The sequence below is a fragment of the Georgenia subflava genome (genome assembly GCF_009193155.1).
In the GTDB taxonomy this organism is placed as follows: Bacteria; Actinomycetota; Actinomycetes; order Actinomycetales; family Actinomycetaceae; genus Georgenia; species Georgenia subflava.
In genome coordinates this window covers 34,621-49,917 of the sequence record NZ_VUKD01000002.1, presented here as the reverse complement: position 1 = coordinate 49,917, position 15,297 = coordinate 34,621, and the positions used below count along the sequence as shown (strand labels likewise).

Below are 15,297 nucleotides of genomic sequence, written 5' to 3'. Positions count from 1 at the left end.
GGCGGTGCGCCTGGCCGCTCCGAGGCACCCTGGCCCGTCCGCGTGTGGCGAGACGCCTTGCCGTCCCGAGGCGCCCAGGCATGCCCGCGTCTGTCGGGACTTCTGGCCACCCCGACGCACCCAGCCACGCCGCACGGCGGGGACCCTCTGGCCCTCCCAGGCGACCACAACCGGGGGGAACCGCTTGACAGGGCGTGGCGTGCGCCACATGATTCCACTACCTGAATCACCTCTCAGGTTGAGAGGTTCAACCAAGAAAGGCGGTCTCATGCGAGTCACGAAGAAGTCCCTCGCCCTGACCTTCGGCGTCGCGACCATGATGGCCGTCGCCGCGTGCGCTCCCTCGACGGGCGGCGGGGAGGACACCACGTCCGAGTCCAGCGAGGGCTCGACCACCGAGGGGGCGGAGGAGCCGGCGGGCGACCCGATCGACGTCGCCCTCATCACCTCCACCACCGGGCCGCTCGCGGCCTACGGCGAGACCTTCATCGACGGCTTCGAGGCCGGCCTCGACCACGCCACCGACGGCACCGGCGAGGTCAACGGCAGCGAGATCGTCGTCGAGTTCATCGACGACGGCGGCGACACCGACCGCGCCGTCGCCCAGGCCCGCGACGTCATCGGCCAGGGCTACACCATCCTCACCGGCACGGCGTCCTCGGGCATCGCGCTCTCGCTGGCCGAGCAGGCCGAGCAGAACAAGGTCCTCTACGTCTCCGGCCCGGCGGCCGCCGACGCCGTGACCGGCATCAACGACTACACGTTCCGCTCCGGGCGCCAGTCGATGCAGGACGTCGCCACCGCCGGCTCGTTCATCGACGTCGAGGGCCAGCAGGTCCTCGTCTTCGCGCAGGACAACGCCTTCGGCCAGGGCAACCTCGCCGCCGTCGACGGCCTGCTCGGCGCGGCCGGCGCCGAGGTCACGTCCGTCATGGTCCCCGAGGACGTCACCGAGTTCACCCCCTTCGCCGCGCAGGTCCTCGACGCCGCACCCGAGATGGTCTTCGTGGCCTGGGCCGGCGCCACCTCCGGCGCCATGTGGCAGGCGCTCGACCAGCAGGGCGTCCTGGACGACATCACGGTCGTCACCGGCCTCGGCGACACCTCGACGTACAACGCCTACGGCGCGGCGTCGGACAAGATCGACTTCCTCAACCACTACTTCCCGGGCGCCGCGGACAACGAGATCAACGCCGCGATGATCGAGCACGTCGAGGCCAACGGCGGCACGCCGGACCTCTTCACCCCGGACGGCTTCACCGCCGCCCAGATGATCGTGCACGCGATCGAGGAGGCCGGCGGCGCCGACGACGTCGACGCGATGATCGCCGCGCTCGAGGGCTGGTCCTTCGACGGCCCCAAGGGCAGCTACACCATCCGCGAGTCCGACCACGCGCTCATCCAGCCGATGTACCAGGCCAAGCTCGTCTCCGACGGCTCCGGCGGCTGGGTGCCCGAGCTCGTCGGCGAGGTCGCCGGCGAGGACGTCGCCCCGCCCGAGGCCGGCTGACCCCGTCCGCTCGACCACCGCGACAGGCCCTGGCCCGGGCGCCCACCGGGTCCGCCCGGGCCGGGGCCTGTCGCACGCCCCACCGGAAGGCCACCATGTCTCCCAGCTCTGCCGCGCTGACCGTCGAGAAGCTCAGCTTCGCCGTCGGCGGCGCGAAGATCCTCACCGACGTCGACCTGGAGGTCCCGGCCGGCGAGATCATCGGCGTCATCGGTCCCAACGGGGCCGGCAAGACGACCCTGTTCAACATGGTCTCCGGGATCCACGCCCCCACCGCCGGCCGCATCCTCCTCGACGGCAAGGACATCACGCACGAGCCGATCCACCGACGCGCCCGTGCCGGCCTCGGCCGCACCTTCCAGACCTCCAACCTCTTCCCGGGCCTGAGCGTGCTCGAGAACGTGCGACTGTCCGCGCAACGCCGCCTGGGCGGCAACCTCTCCGTGCTGCGCTTCCCGCGCCGGAGCGACGACGCCACCCGCATCGCCCTGGCGCACCTCGACGAGGTCGGGCTCGTCCCCCTGGCCGACGCCACCGCCGGCGGGCTCAGCCACGGCGACAAGCGCAAGCTCGAGATCGCGGTCCTCCTGGCGATGGACCCGTCCGTGATCCTCCTCGACGAGCCGATGGCCGGCGTCGCCCGCGCCGACGTGCCGGGCCTGTCCGAGGTCATCCGCGGCATGCACCGCAACCACGGCTGCACCGTGCTCATGGTCGAGCACCACATCGACGTCGTCATGGACCTGGTCGACCGCGTCGCCGTCCTGCACCAGGGCACGATCCTGGCCCTGGACGAGCCGCAGAAGATCATGGCCGACCCGCTCGTGCAGAGCGCCTACCTGGGAGCCGCCGCATGAGCGCCATCCTGGAGGTCGAGCACCTCTCCGCCACCATCGACGGCCAGCTCGTCGTCGAGGACGTCACCTTCTCCGTCCCGGCGACCGGCGTCACCGCCGTCCTCGGCCGCAACGGCGTGGGCAAGACCTCCACGATGAAGGCGATCATGGGTCTGATCGGCCGGTCCGGCCGCGTCGAGTTCGCCGGCGAGCGCATCGACCGCGAGGACACCCACAAGATCGTCCGCCGCGGCATCGGCTACGTCCCGGAGGACCGCGAGGTCTTCGCCGGCCTCACCGTGGCGGAGAACCTCCGGCTGGCCGCCCGTGACGCCACGCCGCGTCGCGAGCTCGTCGACCAGCTCTTCCCCGACCTCGTCCGCCGCTCGGGGCAGAAGGCCGGCACGCTCTCGGGCGGTCAGCAGCAGATGCTGTCGCTGGCCCGTGCCCTGCTCAACACCAACCGGCTGCTGCTCGTGGACGAGCCCACCAAGGGGCTGGCGCCGAAGATCGTCACCGAGGTCGCCGAGGCGCTCGAGGAGGCGGCGCGCACGGTGCCGATCCTGCTCGTGGAGCAGAACCTGCCCGTGATCGAACGGCTCGCCGGGGACGTCGTCGTCATCGACGCCGGCACTGTCGTGCACACCGGTGACGCCCGCACCCTGCTCGACGACGACGAAGCCGTCCACCGCCTCCTCGGCGTGCACGCCGACACCGCCACCACCGCACCGGGGGGAACCCAGTGAGCACCGTCTTCCTGCTGCTCGTCACCGGCCTGGGGCTGGGGGCGCTGTACTTCCTCGTCGCCTCCGGCCTGTCGCTCATCTACGGCCTCATGGGCGTGCTGAACTTCGCCCACGGCGTCTTCCTCTCGCTCGGCGCCTTCGTCGGCTGGGAGGTCGCCCTTCGGCTCGGCCCGAGCACCTGGACCGGGTTCCTCGCCGCCATGCTCGTCGGCGCCCTCGCCGGTGCCCTCGTCGCCGCCCTGACCGAGCTCCTGCTCATCCGGCCGCTGTACAACCGGCACATCGAGCAGGTGCTGGTCACGGTCGGGCTCGGCCTCGTCGGCATCGCGCTCTTCGAGGGATTCTGGGGCACGGACGCCATCATCATCTCCGGCCCGGCGTGGATGGCCGGGACCACCGAGATCCTCGGGGCGCGCATCCCCAACAGCAACTTCCTCGCCATCGCGGTCGCCGCCGCCCTCCTCGGCGGCCTGGTCCTCTTCCTCAGGCACACCCGGTACGGCCTGATCATCCGGGCCGGCGTCGAGAACCGGTCGATGGTCACCGCGCTGGGCATCGACGTGCGCAGGTCCTTCACCCTGGTCTTCTCCATCGGCGGCGCCGCCGCCGGGCTCGGCGGCGTACTGGCCTCGCAGTACTACAACTACGTCTCCGCACACCTCGGCCAGACCCTGCTGATCTTCGCCTTCATCGTCACCGTCATCGGCGGCCTGGGCTCGATCGGCGGCGCGGCCGTCGCGGCGATGCTCGTGGCGATCCCGCAGCAGCTCGCCAACTACTACCTGTGGGGCTACGGCGACCTCATCGCCGTCCTCGCCCTCGCCGTCGTCCTGCTCCTGCGACCGACCGGACTGATGGGAGCGAAAGCAGCATGAGCACCCCCACCTCCACCCAGACCCCCGTCGAGACCGCCGCGCCGGCGCCCGCGCCCCGTTCCGCCCCGCGGCGGCGGGCCGTACCCGGCTGGCTCGTCGGCGTCGTCGCCGTCGTCGTCGCCGCGTGCCTGCCGCTGCTGAACATCCCGCTGCCGGGCATCCTCCCGGGACCGACCTACACGCCGGGCAGCCTGCACCTGATGGCGCTGTGCATGATCTTCGCCGCTCTCGCGCTGAGCTACCACCTGCTCTACGGCGTGGCGGGCATGCTCAGCTTCGGCCACGCCCTGTACTTCGCCGCCGGGGCGTACGGACTGGCCATCCTGCTCGAGCGCACCGGGCTGCCGCTGCTGGTCGCCGCCGCGATCTCCCTCGTCGCGGCGATCGTCCTGTCCACGCTGGTCGGGGCCGTCTCCCTGCGGGTCTCCGGCGTCTCCTTCGCCATGGTGACCCTCGCCTTCGCCCAGGCCGGCAACGTCATGGTCCGACGCGACCCCGGCGGCGCGACCGGTGGCGAGGAGGGCGTCGGCCTGACCACCACCCTCGTGCCCGACGCCCTCATCGGTGTCGTCAACACCCGGAACATGTTCTGGGTGGCGCTGGCAGCGTTGGTGCTCGTCTACGTCGTCGTCACGTGGACGCAGCGCTCCCGCGCCGGGCACGTCGTCGAGGCGACCCGCGAGAACGAGATGCGCGTGCGCGTCATCGGGCAGCCGCCGTACCTCATCCGGCTGCTCACGTTCGTCATCGCCGGCGGCCTCGCCGCGCTGATCGGCATGGTCTACCTGCTGCTGCAGTCCCAGGCGGTGCCGACCATCACCTCCGCGGACTTCACCATCCAGGTGCTCATCATGGTCGTCCTCGGCGGCGTCGGGTCCCGGTGGGGCGCGGTGGTCGGCGCGATCGTCTACACCCTGCTCGACCAGCGTCTGGGCGTCCTCGCGTCCTCGGAGCTCGTGGACTCCCTCCCCACCCTGCTGCACGTGCCGCTGAGCGAGCCGGCCTTCATCGTCGGGGTGCTGTTCATCCTCGTGGTGCTGTTCATGCCCGGCGGCATCGCCGGCGGTGCGCACCGGCTGCGTCGCCGGCGCCCGGCGACCGCCCGGTCCGCCGGCTCGCACGCGGAGACGGCCGAGGAGTCCGCCGAGCGCCGTCGCCTGGAGGAGCTGGCGTGAGTGCCCTGCCCGTCCCGCCCGGCGAGCCCGGCTGGCACACCCTCGGCCGGTGGACCCGCGACCGGGCCCGCCTGGCCCCCGACAAGGTGGCCGTCGACCACCGCGGCGCCACCACCACCTACGCCGAGCTCGACGCGCGGGCCACCGGGCTGGCCGAGCGGCTGCTGCGCGCCGGGTACGCCCCGGGCGACCGGATCGCGACGCTGACGCACAACAGCACCGACCACGTGGTCCTGTTCTTCGCGTGCGCCAAGGCCGGGCTCGTGCTGGTCCCGATGTCCTGGCGGCTGGCGACCGAGGAGCTGGCCTACCAGCTGCGCCACGCCCGGCCGGCGCTCGTTGCCGTCCAGGCCGGCCTCGCCGCCGACGCCCGCGCGGCCCTGGCCCAGCTCGACGTCCCGCCGCCCGTGGAGCTCCTCGGGCCCGACGGCGTCGAGCAGCACGTCCCCGGCCCGTCCCGGCCCGACGGCGTGCCGGCGTCGGCCCCGCGCAGCGTCGCCGACGACGACCCGCTGCTGCTGATCTACACCTCCGGCACGGCCCGGGCACCGCGCGGCGTGCTGCTCTCGCACGAGAACTGCTTCTGGACCAACCTCTCGCTCTCCCTCGCGACCGGCATGACCAACCAGGACGTGGTGCTCTCCGTCCTGCCCCAGTTCCACGTCGGCGGCTGGAACATCCAGCCGCTGCTGGCGTGGTGGACCGGCGCGACGGTGATCCTCGAGCCGGACTTCGATGCCGGGTCGGTGCTCCACCTGCTCGACCGGCGGCGGGTGACCACCATGATGGGCGTGCCGACCACCTACCAGCGCCTCGCCGAGCACCCCGGGTTCGCGGCGGCGGACCTCGCCGGCCTGACCCACGCCGTCGTCGGCGGGGCGCCGATGCCCGAGCCGCTGCTGCACACCTGGAACGAGCGCGGCGTGCGCATCATCCAGGGGTACGGGCTCACCGAGGCGTCCCCGAACGTCCTGGCCCTGCCGTCGGCGGAGGCTGTCGACCACGTCGGGTCGGTCGGCAAGCCCTACCCGCACGTCGAGGTGGCCCTGACCGACCCGTCCTCCGGCGCGCTGCTGCACGGCGCGGCCCGCGGCGAGCTGGTGGTGCGCGGGCCGGCCGTGTTCGCCGGCTACTTCCGCGACCCGGAGGCGACCGCGACCGCCCTCCAGGGCGGCTGGCTGCACACCGGCGACCTCGCCGAGCGAGACGCCGACGGCTTCTACCGGATCGTGGACCGCCTCACCGACATGTACATCAGCGGCGGGGAGAACATCTCGCCCGCGGAGGTCGAGGCCGCCCTGGCCAAGCACCCGGACGTCGTCGACGTCGCCGTCGTCGGCGTGCCGGACCAGCGCTGGGGCGAGGTCGGCCACGCGTTCGTCGTCCGCGCGCCGGACGCCACGGTCAGCGCCGACGAGCTGGTCGAGCACTGCCGCGCGCACCTGGCGACGTTCAAGGCGCCGCGGTCGGTGAGCTTCGTCGAGCACCTGCCGCGGACCGCGCTGCACAAGGTCCGGCGCAGCGCGCTGCGCACCGGGCGGACGGAGGCGTCGTCATGAGCACCCAGCCCAGGACCGAGCGCGGGACGCGCACGCGGGCCAGGATTCTCGCCGTCGCCACCGAGGTCTTCGCCGAGCGCGGCTACCACGACGCCTCGATCGTGAAGATCACGGAGGCCGCCGAGGTGGGCCAGGGCACGTTCTACCTCTACTTCTCCTCGAAGCAGGAGATCTTCGAGGAGGTCGTGCGGGACCTGAACTCGCGGGTGCGCCGCGCCATGTTCGAGGCCTCCAGCGCCGAGACCGAGCGGCTCGACGCCGAACGGGCCGGCTTCCGCGCCTTCTTCCGGTTCACCGCCGAGAACCCCGCGCTCTACCGCATCATGCGCCAGGCCGAGTTCGTCGCGCCCGAGGTGCTGCACATGCACTACGAGACGATCGCCCGCGGGTACGTCGCCGGCCTGACCGGGGCCCAGGACAACGGCCAGGTCGCCCCCGACGTCGACACCGAGGTCGCCGCCTGGGCCCTGATGGGCATCGGCGAGATGGTCGGCATGCGCTGGGTGCTCTGGGGCCGCGACGGTGCGGGCGCCGGCACCGACGGCGCCGCCCCCGACGGCCTGCCGGCGGAGATCTTCGACCACGTCATGCGCCTCGTCGAGCGCGCCCTCTCCCCCGAAGGAGCACCATGAGCGAAGACCGACCCCTCGACGGCCGACGGGCGGTGGTCACCGGCGGCGGTGCCGGGATCGGCGCCGCCTGCGCCCGGGCCCTCGCCGGCCGGGGCGCCTACGTCGTCGTCGCCGACCGGGACGAGGCGGCGGCCGCCGTCGTCGCCAAGGAGGTGGCCGGCGAGGTCTGGGCGGTGGACCTGGACGACACCCGGGCGCTGGACGAGCTGAGCCTCGAGGCGGACATCCTCGTCAACAACGCCGGGATCCAGGTGGTCAGCCCCATCGAGGAGTTCGCCCCGGAGGACTTCCGCCGCATCCAGCGGATCATGGTCGAGGCACCGTTCCTGCTGGTGCGCGCCGCGCTGCCGCACATGTACGCGCGCGGCTGGGGCCGGGTCGTCAACATCTCCTCGGTGCACGGCCTGGTCGCGTCGCCGTTCAAGTCCGCCTACGTCACCGCGAAGCACGCCCTCGAGGGGCTGAGCAAGGTCACGGCGCTGGAGGGTGCCGCGAGGGGCGTGACGAGCAACTGCATCAACCCCGCGTACGTGCGCACCGCCCTGGTCGAGAAGCAGATCGCCGACCAGGCCAGGGTGCACGGCATCACCGAGGACGAGGTGCTCGAGAAGGTCCTGCTGACCGAGCAGTCGGTCAAGCGCATGGTGGAGCCGCACGAGGTGGCCTCGCTCGTGTGCTGGCTGACCGGCCCCGACGCCGCCATGGCCACGGGCTCCTCCTACACCCTGGACGGGGGGTGGCACGCGCGATGAGCACGCTCACCTACTCCCAGCTCGACGTCGCGGTCGACGGCGGCCTGCTGCACGCGGGCGTCTGGGAGCCGGCCGCGGTCGCCGACGACGCGACGGTCCCCACGGTCCTGGCGGTGCACGGCATCACCGCCACCCACCAGGCGTGGAACTTCCTGCCGCCGGCGCTCCCCGGGGTGCGCGTGGTCGCTCCGGACCTGCGCGGGCGTGGCCGCAGCAACGCCCTGGCCGGGCCGTACGGCATGGGCCGGCACGCGGACGACCTCGCCGCGCTCTTGCGGCAGACGAGCGCCGGGCCGGTCGTCGTCGTCGGCCACTCCATGGGCGGCTTCGCCTCCGTGGTCCTCGCCCACCGCCACCCCGAGCTGGTGTCCGCGCTCCTGCTGGTCGACGGCGGTCTGCCGCTGGACGTCCCGACCGACCTGGACCCCGACGTGGTGATGCAGGCGGTGCTGGGGCCGGCCGCCGAGCGGCTGTCGATGACGTTCCCCGACCCGGAGGCGTACCGGGACTTCTGGCGCGGGCACCCCGCCTTCGTGGGGCAGTGGTCCGAGCGGCTCGGCACCTACTTCGACTACGACCTCGAGGCCGTCGACGGCGTGTGGCGCCCCTCGTCCCGCCTCCCCGCGGTCACCGGCGACCAGCGCGAGCTCGTCACCGGCGAGTCCCTGCTGCCGGCGCTCGACGGGCTGTCCGTACCCACCCACTTCCTGCGGGCACCACGCGGCCTGCAGGACGGCGACCCGCTCTACGCGCCGGAGCACGTGGCACGCTGGTCGCAGCGGCTGCCCTCGCTGACGACGGCGGACGTGCCGGACGTCAACCACTACACGATCGTCATGAGCACCGCGGGCGCGGGCGCCGTGGCGGAGAAGATCACGAACGTCCTGGAAGGAGCTCGACGATGACCAGCACGACGACGGAGCCGCGACCCACCCGCGGTCTGGAAAAGGTGGTGGGTTCGGCCGCGGAGGCGGTCGCGGACATCGGGGACGGTGCGTCGCTGGCCGTGGGTGGCTTCGGCCTCTCGGGCAACCCGATGGCGCTGATCGAGGCGCTGCTGGCGCAGGGCGCCAAGGACCTGTCGGTGGTGTCGAACAACTGCGGCGTGGACGACTGGGGCCTGGGGCTGCTGCTCGGTGCGGGCCGGCTGGCGAAGATGACGGCGTCGTACGTGGGTGAGAACAAGGGGTTCGAGCGTCAGTTCCTCTCCGGCGAGCTGGAGGTCGAGCTGACCCCGCAGGGCACGCTGGCGGAGAAGCTGCGGGCCGGCGGGTCGGGGATCGCGGCGTTCTTCACCACGACCGGGGTGGGCACCCAGGTGGCCGAGGGCGGTCTGCCGCAGCGTTACGACGGCGCGGGCGGGGTGGCGAAGGCGTCGCCGGTCAAGGAGGTGCGCTCCTTCTCCCTGGGCGGGCAGAGCGGGGAGTACGTGCTGGAGGAGGCGATCGCGACGGACTTCTCCCTGGTGCACGCGTGGAAGGGTGACCGGTACGGGAACCTGGTGTTCAACAAGGCGGCCCGGAACTTCAACCCGCTGGCGGCGATGGCCGGGCGGGTGTGCATCGCGCAGGTCGAGGAGCTCGTCGAGCCCGGTCAGATCGGCCCGGACGAGGTGCACCTGCCGGGGATCTACGTCCACCGCCTGGTCCACGTCGGGACCGGGACCGAGAAGCGGATCGAGAAGCGCACCGTGCGTAGTGAGGGGATGAGCTGATGGCACTGACGCGTCAGGAGATGGCCGCGCGGGCGGCCCTGGAGCTGTCCGACGGGTCCTATGTCAACCTCGGGATCGGGATGCCGACGATGGTCCCGAACTATGTGCCGGCGGGCATGCAGGTGGTGCTGCAGTCGGAGAACGGCATCCTCGGGGTGGGTCCGTACCCGTACGAGGAAGCGGTCGACCCGGATCTGATCAACGCCGGGAAGGAGACGGTGACCACGCTGCCGGGGGCGGCGTTCTTCGACTCGGCGACGTCCTTCGGGATGATCCGTGGCGGGAAGATCGACGTCGCGATCCTGGGCGGGATGCAGGTCTCGAAGGATGGGGACCTGGCGAACTGGATGATCCCGGGGAAGATGGTCAAGGGCCCGGGCGGCGGGATGGACCTGGTCCACGGGGCGAAGAAGGTCATCATCCTGATGGACCACAACGCCAAGGACGGCTCGGCCAAGATCGTCGACGCCTGCTCGCTGCCGCTGACCGGGCGTGGGGTGGTGGACCGGATCATCACCGACCTCGCGGTCATCGACGTCACCGACCGGGGCCTGGTCCTGATCGAGCTCGCTCCCGGCGTGACGGCCGGTGAGGTCAAGGAGCGCACCGAGCCCGAGCTGATCGTCTCCGAGCACCTCAGCGCCGTGGAGGTGGACGCGTGAGCACCGAGACCACACCCGCACCGGGCGCGGCGCACTCCGCTGCCGGAGCCGGCGTCCCGGCCGGCTCCGACGTCGTCGTCGTGGCGGCGGCCCGGACCCCGCAGGGCCGGCTCAAGGGCCAGCTCGCCCCGCTGACCGGTGTCCAGCTCGGCACTACGGCGATCGCCGGCGCCCTGGAGCGCGGCGGTATCGACCCCGGCGAGGTCGAGGCCGTGTACATGGGCCAGGTGCTCCAGGCCGGCGCCGGGCAGGCCCCGGCCCGCCAGGCCGCCGTCGGCGCCGGGATCCCGTGGTCCGCGCACGCCACCACGGTCAACAAGGTCTGCCTGTCCGGGCTGAGCGCCATCATCGACGCCGCCCGCCTGATCCGCTCCGGCGAGGCGACCGTCGTCGTCGCCGGCGGGATGGAGTCGATGACGGGCGCCCCGCACCTGCTCATGGGATCGCGCGCCGGGTGGGCCTACGGCAACGTCGAGGCCGTCGACCACATGGCCCACGACGGCCTGACCGACGCCTACGACCGCGAGGCCATGGGCCTGGCCACCGACAAGAAGACCGCGTCCACCTACCCGCTGACCCGCGAGCAGCAGGACGAGGTCGCCGCCGCGTCGCACCAGCGCGCCGCGAAGGCGTGGGACGACGGGGTCTTCGCCGCCGAGGTCGTCCCGGTCACCGTGCCGGGCCGCAAGGGCGAGACGGTCGCCGAGCGGGACGAGGGCATCCGCCCCGAGACCACCGTGGAGTCCCTGGGCAGGCTGCGCCCGGCGTTCACCCCGGAGGGGTCGATCACCGCCGGCAACGCCTCGCAGATCTCCGACGGCGCCGCCGCCGTGGTCCTGACCACCCGTGCCCACGCCGGCGAGCGGGGGTGGACCGTCCTGGCCACGCTGCGCTCCCCCGGCCAGGTCGCCGGCCCCGACGCCTCCCTGCACGCCCAGCCCGCCCGGGCCATCGCCCAGGCGCTGCAGCGGCAGGGGTGGGACGTGGCCGACCTCGACCTCATCGAGATCAACGAGGCCTTCGGCGCCGTCGTCGCCCACTCCACCGCTGAGCTCGGCGCCGACCCGGCCAAGGTCAACCCGCACGGCGGCGGCATCGCCGTCGGCCACCCCATCGGCGCCTCCGGCGCCCGGCTCGTCGTCCACGCCGCCCACCAGCTCGCCCAGGCCGGCGGAGGCCGCGCCGCCGTCGGGCTCTGCGGCGGCGGCGGACAGGGCGAAGCACTCCTCCTCGAGGGCTGAGGCGCCTCCGGGCGCCGATCGGACGCCCGGCGGGCCCTCGTGGCACCGCCGGCGGGGGCGGAGATGCGAGGGCACCGCCGCCACGGCGGGGCGGGCCGCCGCCGGCGGGCAGAGCGACGGCGGGACATCCACCAGCAGGCAGAGCGACGGCGGGACCACCGCCGTCGAGCAGGGCGACGGCGGGACCACCGCCGTCGGGAGACGAAGGGGTTTTCCATGGGCCAGGTCACCGAGCACGACGTCGCGACGACGCGGGCACGCATCCACGTGCGCGACACCGACCCGGGCGGGGCGTCGTCGCCGGCGGGCACCGTCGTCCTGGTGCACGGGAACTGCTCGTCGTCGGCGTTCTTCCACCGGCTCCTCGGCGAGCTGCCCGCCGGCTGGCGCGGGATCGCGCCGGACCTGCGCGGGTACGGCGACACCGAGCCGCTGCCGATCGACGCCACCCGCGGCATGCGTGACTTCGCCGACGACCTCGCGGCGCTCATGGACGCGCTGGGCATCGAGAGGGCCGCCTTCGTGGCGCACTCGGCCGGGGCGGGGGCGGTCATGCAGCTCGCGGTCGACCACCCGGAGCGGGTGGGTGCCGTGCTGCTCGAGGCGCCGGCGTCGCCGTTCGGCTTCGGCGGGACCGGGGACGCCGAGGGGACCCCGATCTGGCCCGACCACGCCGGCTCCGGCGGCGGCACGGCCAACCCGGACTTCGCCGCCGCCATCGCGGCCGGCGACCGCACCACCGACCACCCGCACTCGCCGCTGAACGTGTTCCGGGCGCTCTACGTGGCGCCCGGCACCGAGCTCGCCGACGAGGACCTGCTGCTGGACTCGGTGCTGTCCACCCGCATCGGAGAGGTCCACTACCCCGGCGGCACCGTGCCGAGCGAGAACTGGCCGGGGACCGGTCCGGGGACGACCGGCATCAACAACGCGCTCTCGCCGAGGTACTACGACCTCAGCGACTTCGCCGACGTGCCGCAGGTCGGCCCGGTGACCTGGGTGCGCGGCGACGTCGACGCCATCGTCTCGGACACCTCGCTGCTCGACCTTGGCCACCTCGGGTCGATCGGCGCAGTCCCCGGCTGGCCGGGCGCCGACGTCTACCCGGCGCAGCCTATGGTCACGCAGACCCGCACGGTCCTGGACCGGTACGCGGCCGCCGGCGGTCGCTACGAGGAGGTCGTCCTCGAGGGCGTGGGGCACAGCCCGCACCTGGAGGCGCCCGTGCGGTTCGTCGAGCTGCTCACCGAGCTGCTCGCGCGTGCCGGTGCTCCAGAGCCGTCCCTGCCCGACGGCGCGTCGTAGCGCGCGGACCGTGGACCGCGGTCACCGCCGGGGTGCCGGCGAGGACTGCGGCACCGCGCCCCACCCACCAGAGAGCTGCCCTACGCTCCCTGGACCACGACGTGATGGGATAGCCCGATGACCCGCGCCACTGATGCCACCGCTGCCCTCGACGCCGCCGGGACGGCCGTCACCATCGAGCCCGAGGACCGCTACGCCTGGTTGGAGGACGTCGAGGGCGACGAGCAGCTCGCCTGGGTGCGCGAGCGCAACGCCCACGCCGAGGAGGTGCTGGCGGGCGCACGTTTCGAGGAGATCCGCCGCGGCACCCTGGAGGTGCTGGACTCGACCGACAAGATCCCCGCCGTGGTGCAGCGCGGGGAGTTCCTCTACAACTTCTGGACCGACGCCGACCACGAGCGTGGCCTGTGGCGCCGCACCACCTGGGACTCCTACCGCACCGCAGAGCCCGAGTGGGACGTGCTGATCGACGTCGACGCGCTCAACGCGGCGGAGGGCGCCAACTGGGTCTGGCACGGCGCCCACGTCCTGCGTCCCTCGTACGACCGGGCGCTGGTGCAGCTCTCGCGCGGGGGCTCGGACGCGGACATCACGCGCGAGTTCGACCTCACCACCCGGACGTGGGTGCCGGACGGTTTCACCCGCGAGGAGTCCAAGGGCGGGATCGGCTGGGCCGACTCCACCGGCGACGTCGTGTTCGTCTACACCGATGTCGGCGAGGGCTCGATGACCACGTCCGGCTACCCGCGCACCGTGCGCCGGTGGCGGCGCGGCACGCCGATCGAGGAGGCTCCGGAGCTCTACGCCGGCGAGACGACCGACATGCTCATCGGCGCCGGGCACGACTTCACGCCGGGCTTCGAGCGCGACCTGGTCTTCCGGCACCGCGCGTTCTACGACTCCGACCTCTACCTGCTCGGCCCGGACGACACGCTGACGCTGCTCGACCTCCCGGCGTCCGCCGAGCCGGACCTCTTCCGCGAGTGGCTCACCGTCGAGCTGCGCGAGGAGTGGGAGGTCGGCGGGCGCACCTATCCCGGTGGCAGCCTGCTCGCCGTCGCACTGGAGAGCTTTCTGACCGGCGGGCGGGACTTCGAGGTGCTGTACACCCCGAGCGCGACGACGTCGTTGGCCGGGGCGAGCTGGACCCGTCACCACCTGGTGCTCAACATCCTCGACGACGTCGCCAACCGGCTCGAGGTGCTGACCCCGCCGGCGGACGGGGCGGCCGGTGTGTGGCGCCGTCGTCCGCTCGACCTCTCCGGCGGGACGGCGACCGGCGAGGTGCCGGCGCTCGCGACCATCGCCGTCGGGGCCGTGGACCCGGACGCCGAGGACGCGCTGTGGCTGACCACCACGGGCTTCCTCACGCCGACCACGCTCTCCCGCCTGGACCTCGACGACGACGGCGCAACGGTCGGGCTGGAGCGGCTCAAGTCGCTGCCGGCCTACTTCGACACCACCGGGCTGCACGTGGAGCAGCACTTCGTCGCCTCGGCGGACGGGACCCGCGTGCCCTACTTCCAGGTCTCGCGCGAGCCGGTCGCCGACGACGCCGAGGTGGCGCCGATGCCCACGCTCCTCGCCGGCTACGGCGGGTTCGAGATCTCCCGCGTGCCCGCCTACTCGGGCGGGATCGGCCGGGCCTGGCTCGAGCGCGGGGGTGTGTACGTCGTGGCCAACATCCGCGGCGGCGGCGAGTACGGGCCGCGCTGGCACCAGGCGGCCCTGAAGGCGAACCGGCACAAGGCCTACGAGGACTTCGCCGCGGTCGCCCGCGACCTGGTGGCCCGGGGGGTCACCGACACCGAGCACCTGGGTGCGCAGGGCGGCTCGAACGGCGGGCTGCTCATGGGCAACATGCTCACCCAGTACCCCGAGCTGTTCGGCGCCATCGTGTGCCAGGTGCCGCTGCTGGACATGAAGCGCTACTCCCACCTGCTCGCCGGAGCGTCCTGGATGGCCGAGTACGGCGACCCGGACGACCCCGAGCAGTGGGACTTCATCCGGCACTTCTCGGCCTACCACCTGTTCGACGCGGCCGGGGACTACCCGCCGGTGCTGTTCACGACGTCCACGCGCGACGACCGCGTGCATCCCGGCCACGCCCGGAAGATGGCGGCCCAGATGATCGACGCCGGCAAGGACGTGACCTACTACGAGAACATCGAGGGCGGGCACGGCGGGGCGGCGACCAACGCCCAGGCCGCCCTGATGCAGGCGCTGGCCTTCGAGTTCCTGTGGCAGCGGATCGGATGACAGCGCACGCCGGCGGTGACGGGGATGACGG

The 15,297-nt window shown here is 72.9% G+C and carries 14 protein-coding genes; all 14 read left to right on the top strand.

Features of this window, described 5'->3' with window-relative positions; genetic code table 11:
* The first annotated feature begins 268 nt into the window (after positions 1 to 268).
* The 14 genes from GD748_RS06755 (at position 269) to GD748_RS06690 (ending at position 15,266) form a co-directional block, all read left to right on the top strand.
* On the top strand, positions 269 to 1,510 hold the full coding sequence (locus tag GD748_RS06755) for a substrate-binding domain-containing protein (RefSeq protein WP_152194472.1): 1,242 nt from the start codon (positions 269 to 271) through the stop codon (positions 1,508 to 1,510).
* A gap of 95 nt (positions 1,511 to 1,605) precedes the next feature.
* Positions 1,606 to 2,367, top strand: a complete 762-nt coding sequence (locus GD748_RS06750) for an ABC transporter ATP-binding protein (protein ID WP_152194471.1) — start codon at positions 1,606 to 1,608, stop codon at positions 2,365 to 2,367.
* Complete coding sequence (locus GD748_RS06745) at positions 2,364 to 3,092, top strand: ABC transporter ATP-binding protein (protein WP_152194470.1); 729 nt, start codon at positions 2,364 to 2,366, stop codon at positions 3,090 to 3,092. Before GD748_RS06750 ends, GD748_RS06745 begins: the two co-directional genes overlap by 4 nt.
* Complete coding sequence (locus tag GD748_RS06740; protein ID WP_152194469.1) at positions 3,089 to 3,967, top strand: branched-chain amino acid ABC transporter permease; 879 nt, start codon at positions 3,089 to 3,091, stop codon at positions 3,965 to 3,967. The genes GD748_RS06745 and GD748_RS06740 overlap by 4 nt, the downstream gene beginning before the upstream one ends.
* On the top strand, positions 3,964 to 5,142 hold the full coding sequence (locus GD748_RS06735; protein ID WP_152194468.1) for a branched-chain amino acid ABC transporter permease: 1,179 nt from the start codon (positions 3,964 to 3,966) through the stop codon (positions 5,140 to 5,142). Before GD748_RS06740 ends, GD748_RS06735 begins: the two co-directional genes overlap by 4 nt.
* Positions 5,139 to 6,701 (top strand): AMP-binding protein, encoded by a 1,563-nt coding sequence (locus tag GD748_RS06730; RefSeq protein WP_226920905.1) that lies wholly within the window; start codon positions 5,139 to 5,141, stop codon positions 6,699 to 6,701. The genes GD748_RS06735 and GD748_RS06730 overlap by 4 nt, the downstream gene beginning before the upstream one ends.
* The gene (locus GD748_RS06725) at positions 6,698 to 7,333 is read left to right on the top strand and encodes a TetR/AcrR family transcriptional regulator (RefSeq protein ID WP_152194467.1); all 636 of its coding nucleotides are present in this window, start codon (positions 6,698 to 6,700) and stop codon (positions 7,331 to 7,333) included. Before GD748_RS06730 ends, GD748_RS06725 begins: the two co-directional genes overlap by 4 nt.
* Positions 7,330 to 8,085 carry a 3-hydroxybutyrate dehydrogenase gene (locus GD748_RS06720; RefSeq protein ID WP_152194466.1) on the top strand — a complete coding sequence of 252 codons (756 nt, stop codon included), beginning with the start codon at positions 7,330 to 7,332 and terminating at the stop codon, positions 8,083 to 8,085. The genes GD748_RS06725 and GD748_RS06720 overlap by 4 nt, the downstream gene beginning before the upstream one ends.
* Entirely contained in the window at positions 8,082 to 8,990 is a 909-nt protein-coding gene (locus GD748_RS06715) for an alpha/beta fold hydrolase (protein ID WP_152194465.1), read from the top strand. The genes GD748_RS06720 and GD748_RS06715 overlap by 4 nt, the downstream gene beginning before the upstream one ends.
* Complete coding sequence (locus GD748_RS06710; protein WP_152194464.1) at positions 8,987 to 9,799, top strand: CoA transferase subunit A; 813 nt, start codon at positions 8,987 to 8,989, stop codon at positions 9,797 to 9,799. The genes GD748_RS06715 and GD748_RS06710 overlap by 4 nt, the downstream gene beginning before the upstream one ends.
* Positions 9,799 to 10,461, top strand: coding sequence for a CoA transferase subunit B (locus GD748_RS06705; RefSeq protein ID WP_193312859.1), 663 nt, complete (start codon positions 9,799 to 9,801; stop codon positions 10,459 to 10,461). Before GD748_RS06710 ends, GD748_RS06705 begins: the two co-directional genes overlap by 1 nt.
* A gap of 80 nt (positions 10,462 to 10,541) precedes the next feature.
* Positions 10,542 to 11,702 (top strand): acetyl-CoA C-acyltransferase, encoded by a 1,161-nt coding sequence (locus GD748_RS06700; protein ID WP_226921083.1) that lies wholly within the window; start codon positions 10,542 to 10,544, stop codon positions 11,700 to 11,702.
* Between the two features lie 216 nt (positions 11,703 to 11,918).
* Entirely contained in the window at positions 11,919 to 13,007 is a 1,089-nt protein-coding gene (locus GD748_RS06695; protein ID WP_152194462.1) for an alpha/beta hydrolase, read from the top strand.
* Between the two features lie 117 nt (positions 13,008 to 13,124).
* Positions 13,125 to 15,266, top strand: coding sequence for a prolyl oligopeptidase family serine peptidase (locus GD748_RS06690; protein ID WP_152194461.1), 2,142 nt, complete (start codon positions 13,125 to 13,127; stop codon positions 15,264 to 15,266).
* Positions 15,267 to 15,297 lie beyond the last annotated feature (31 nt).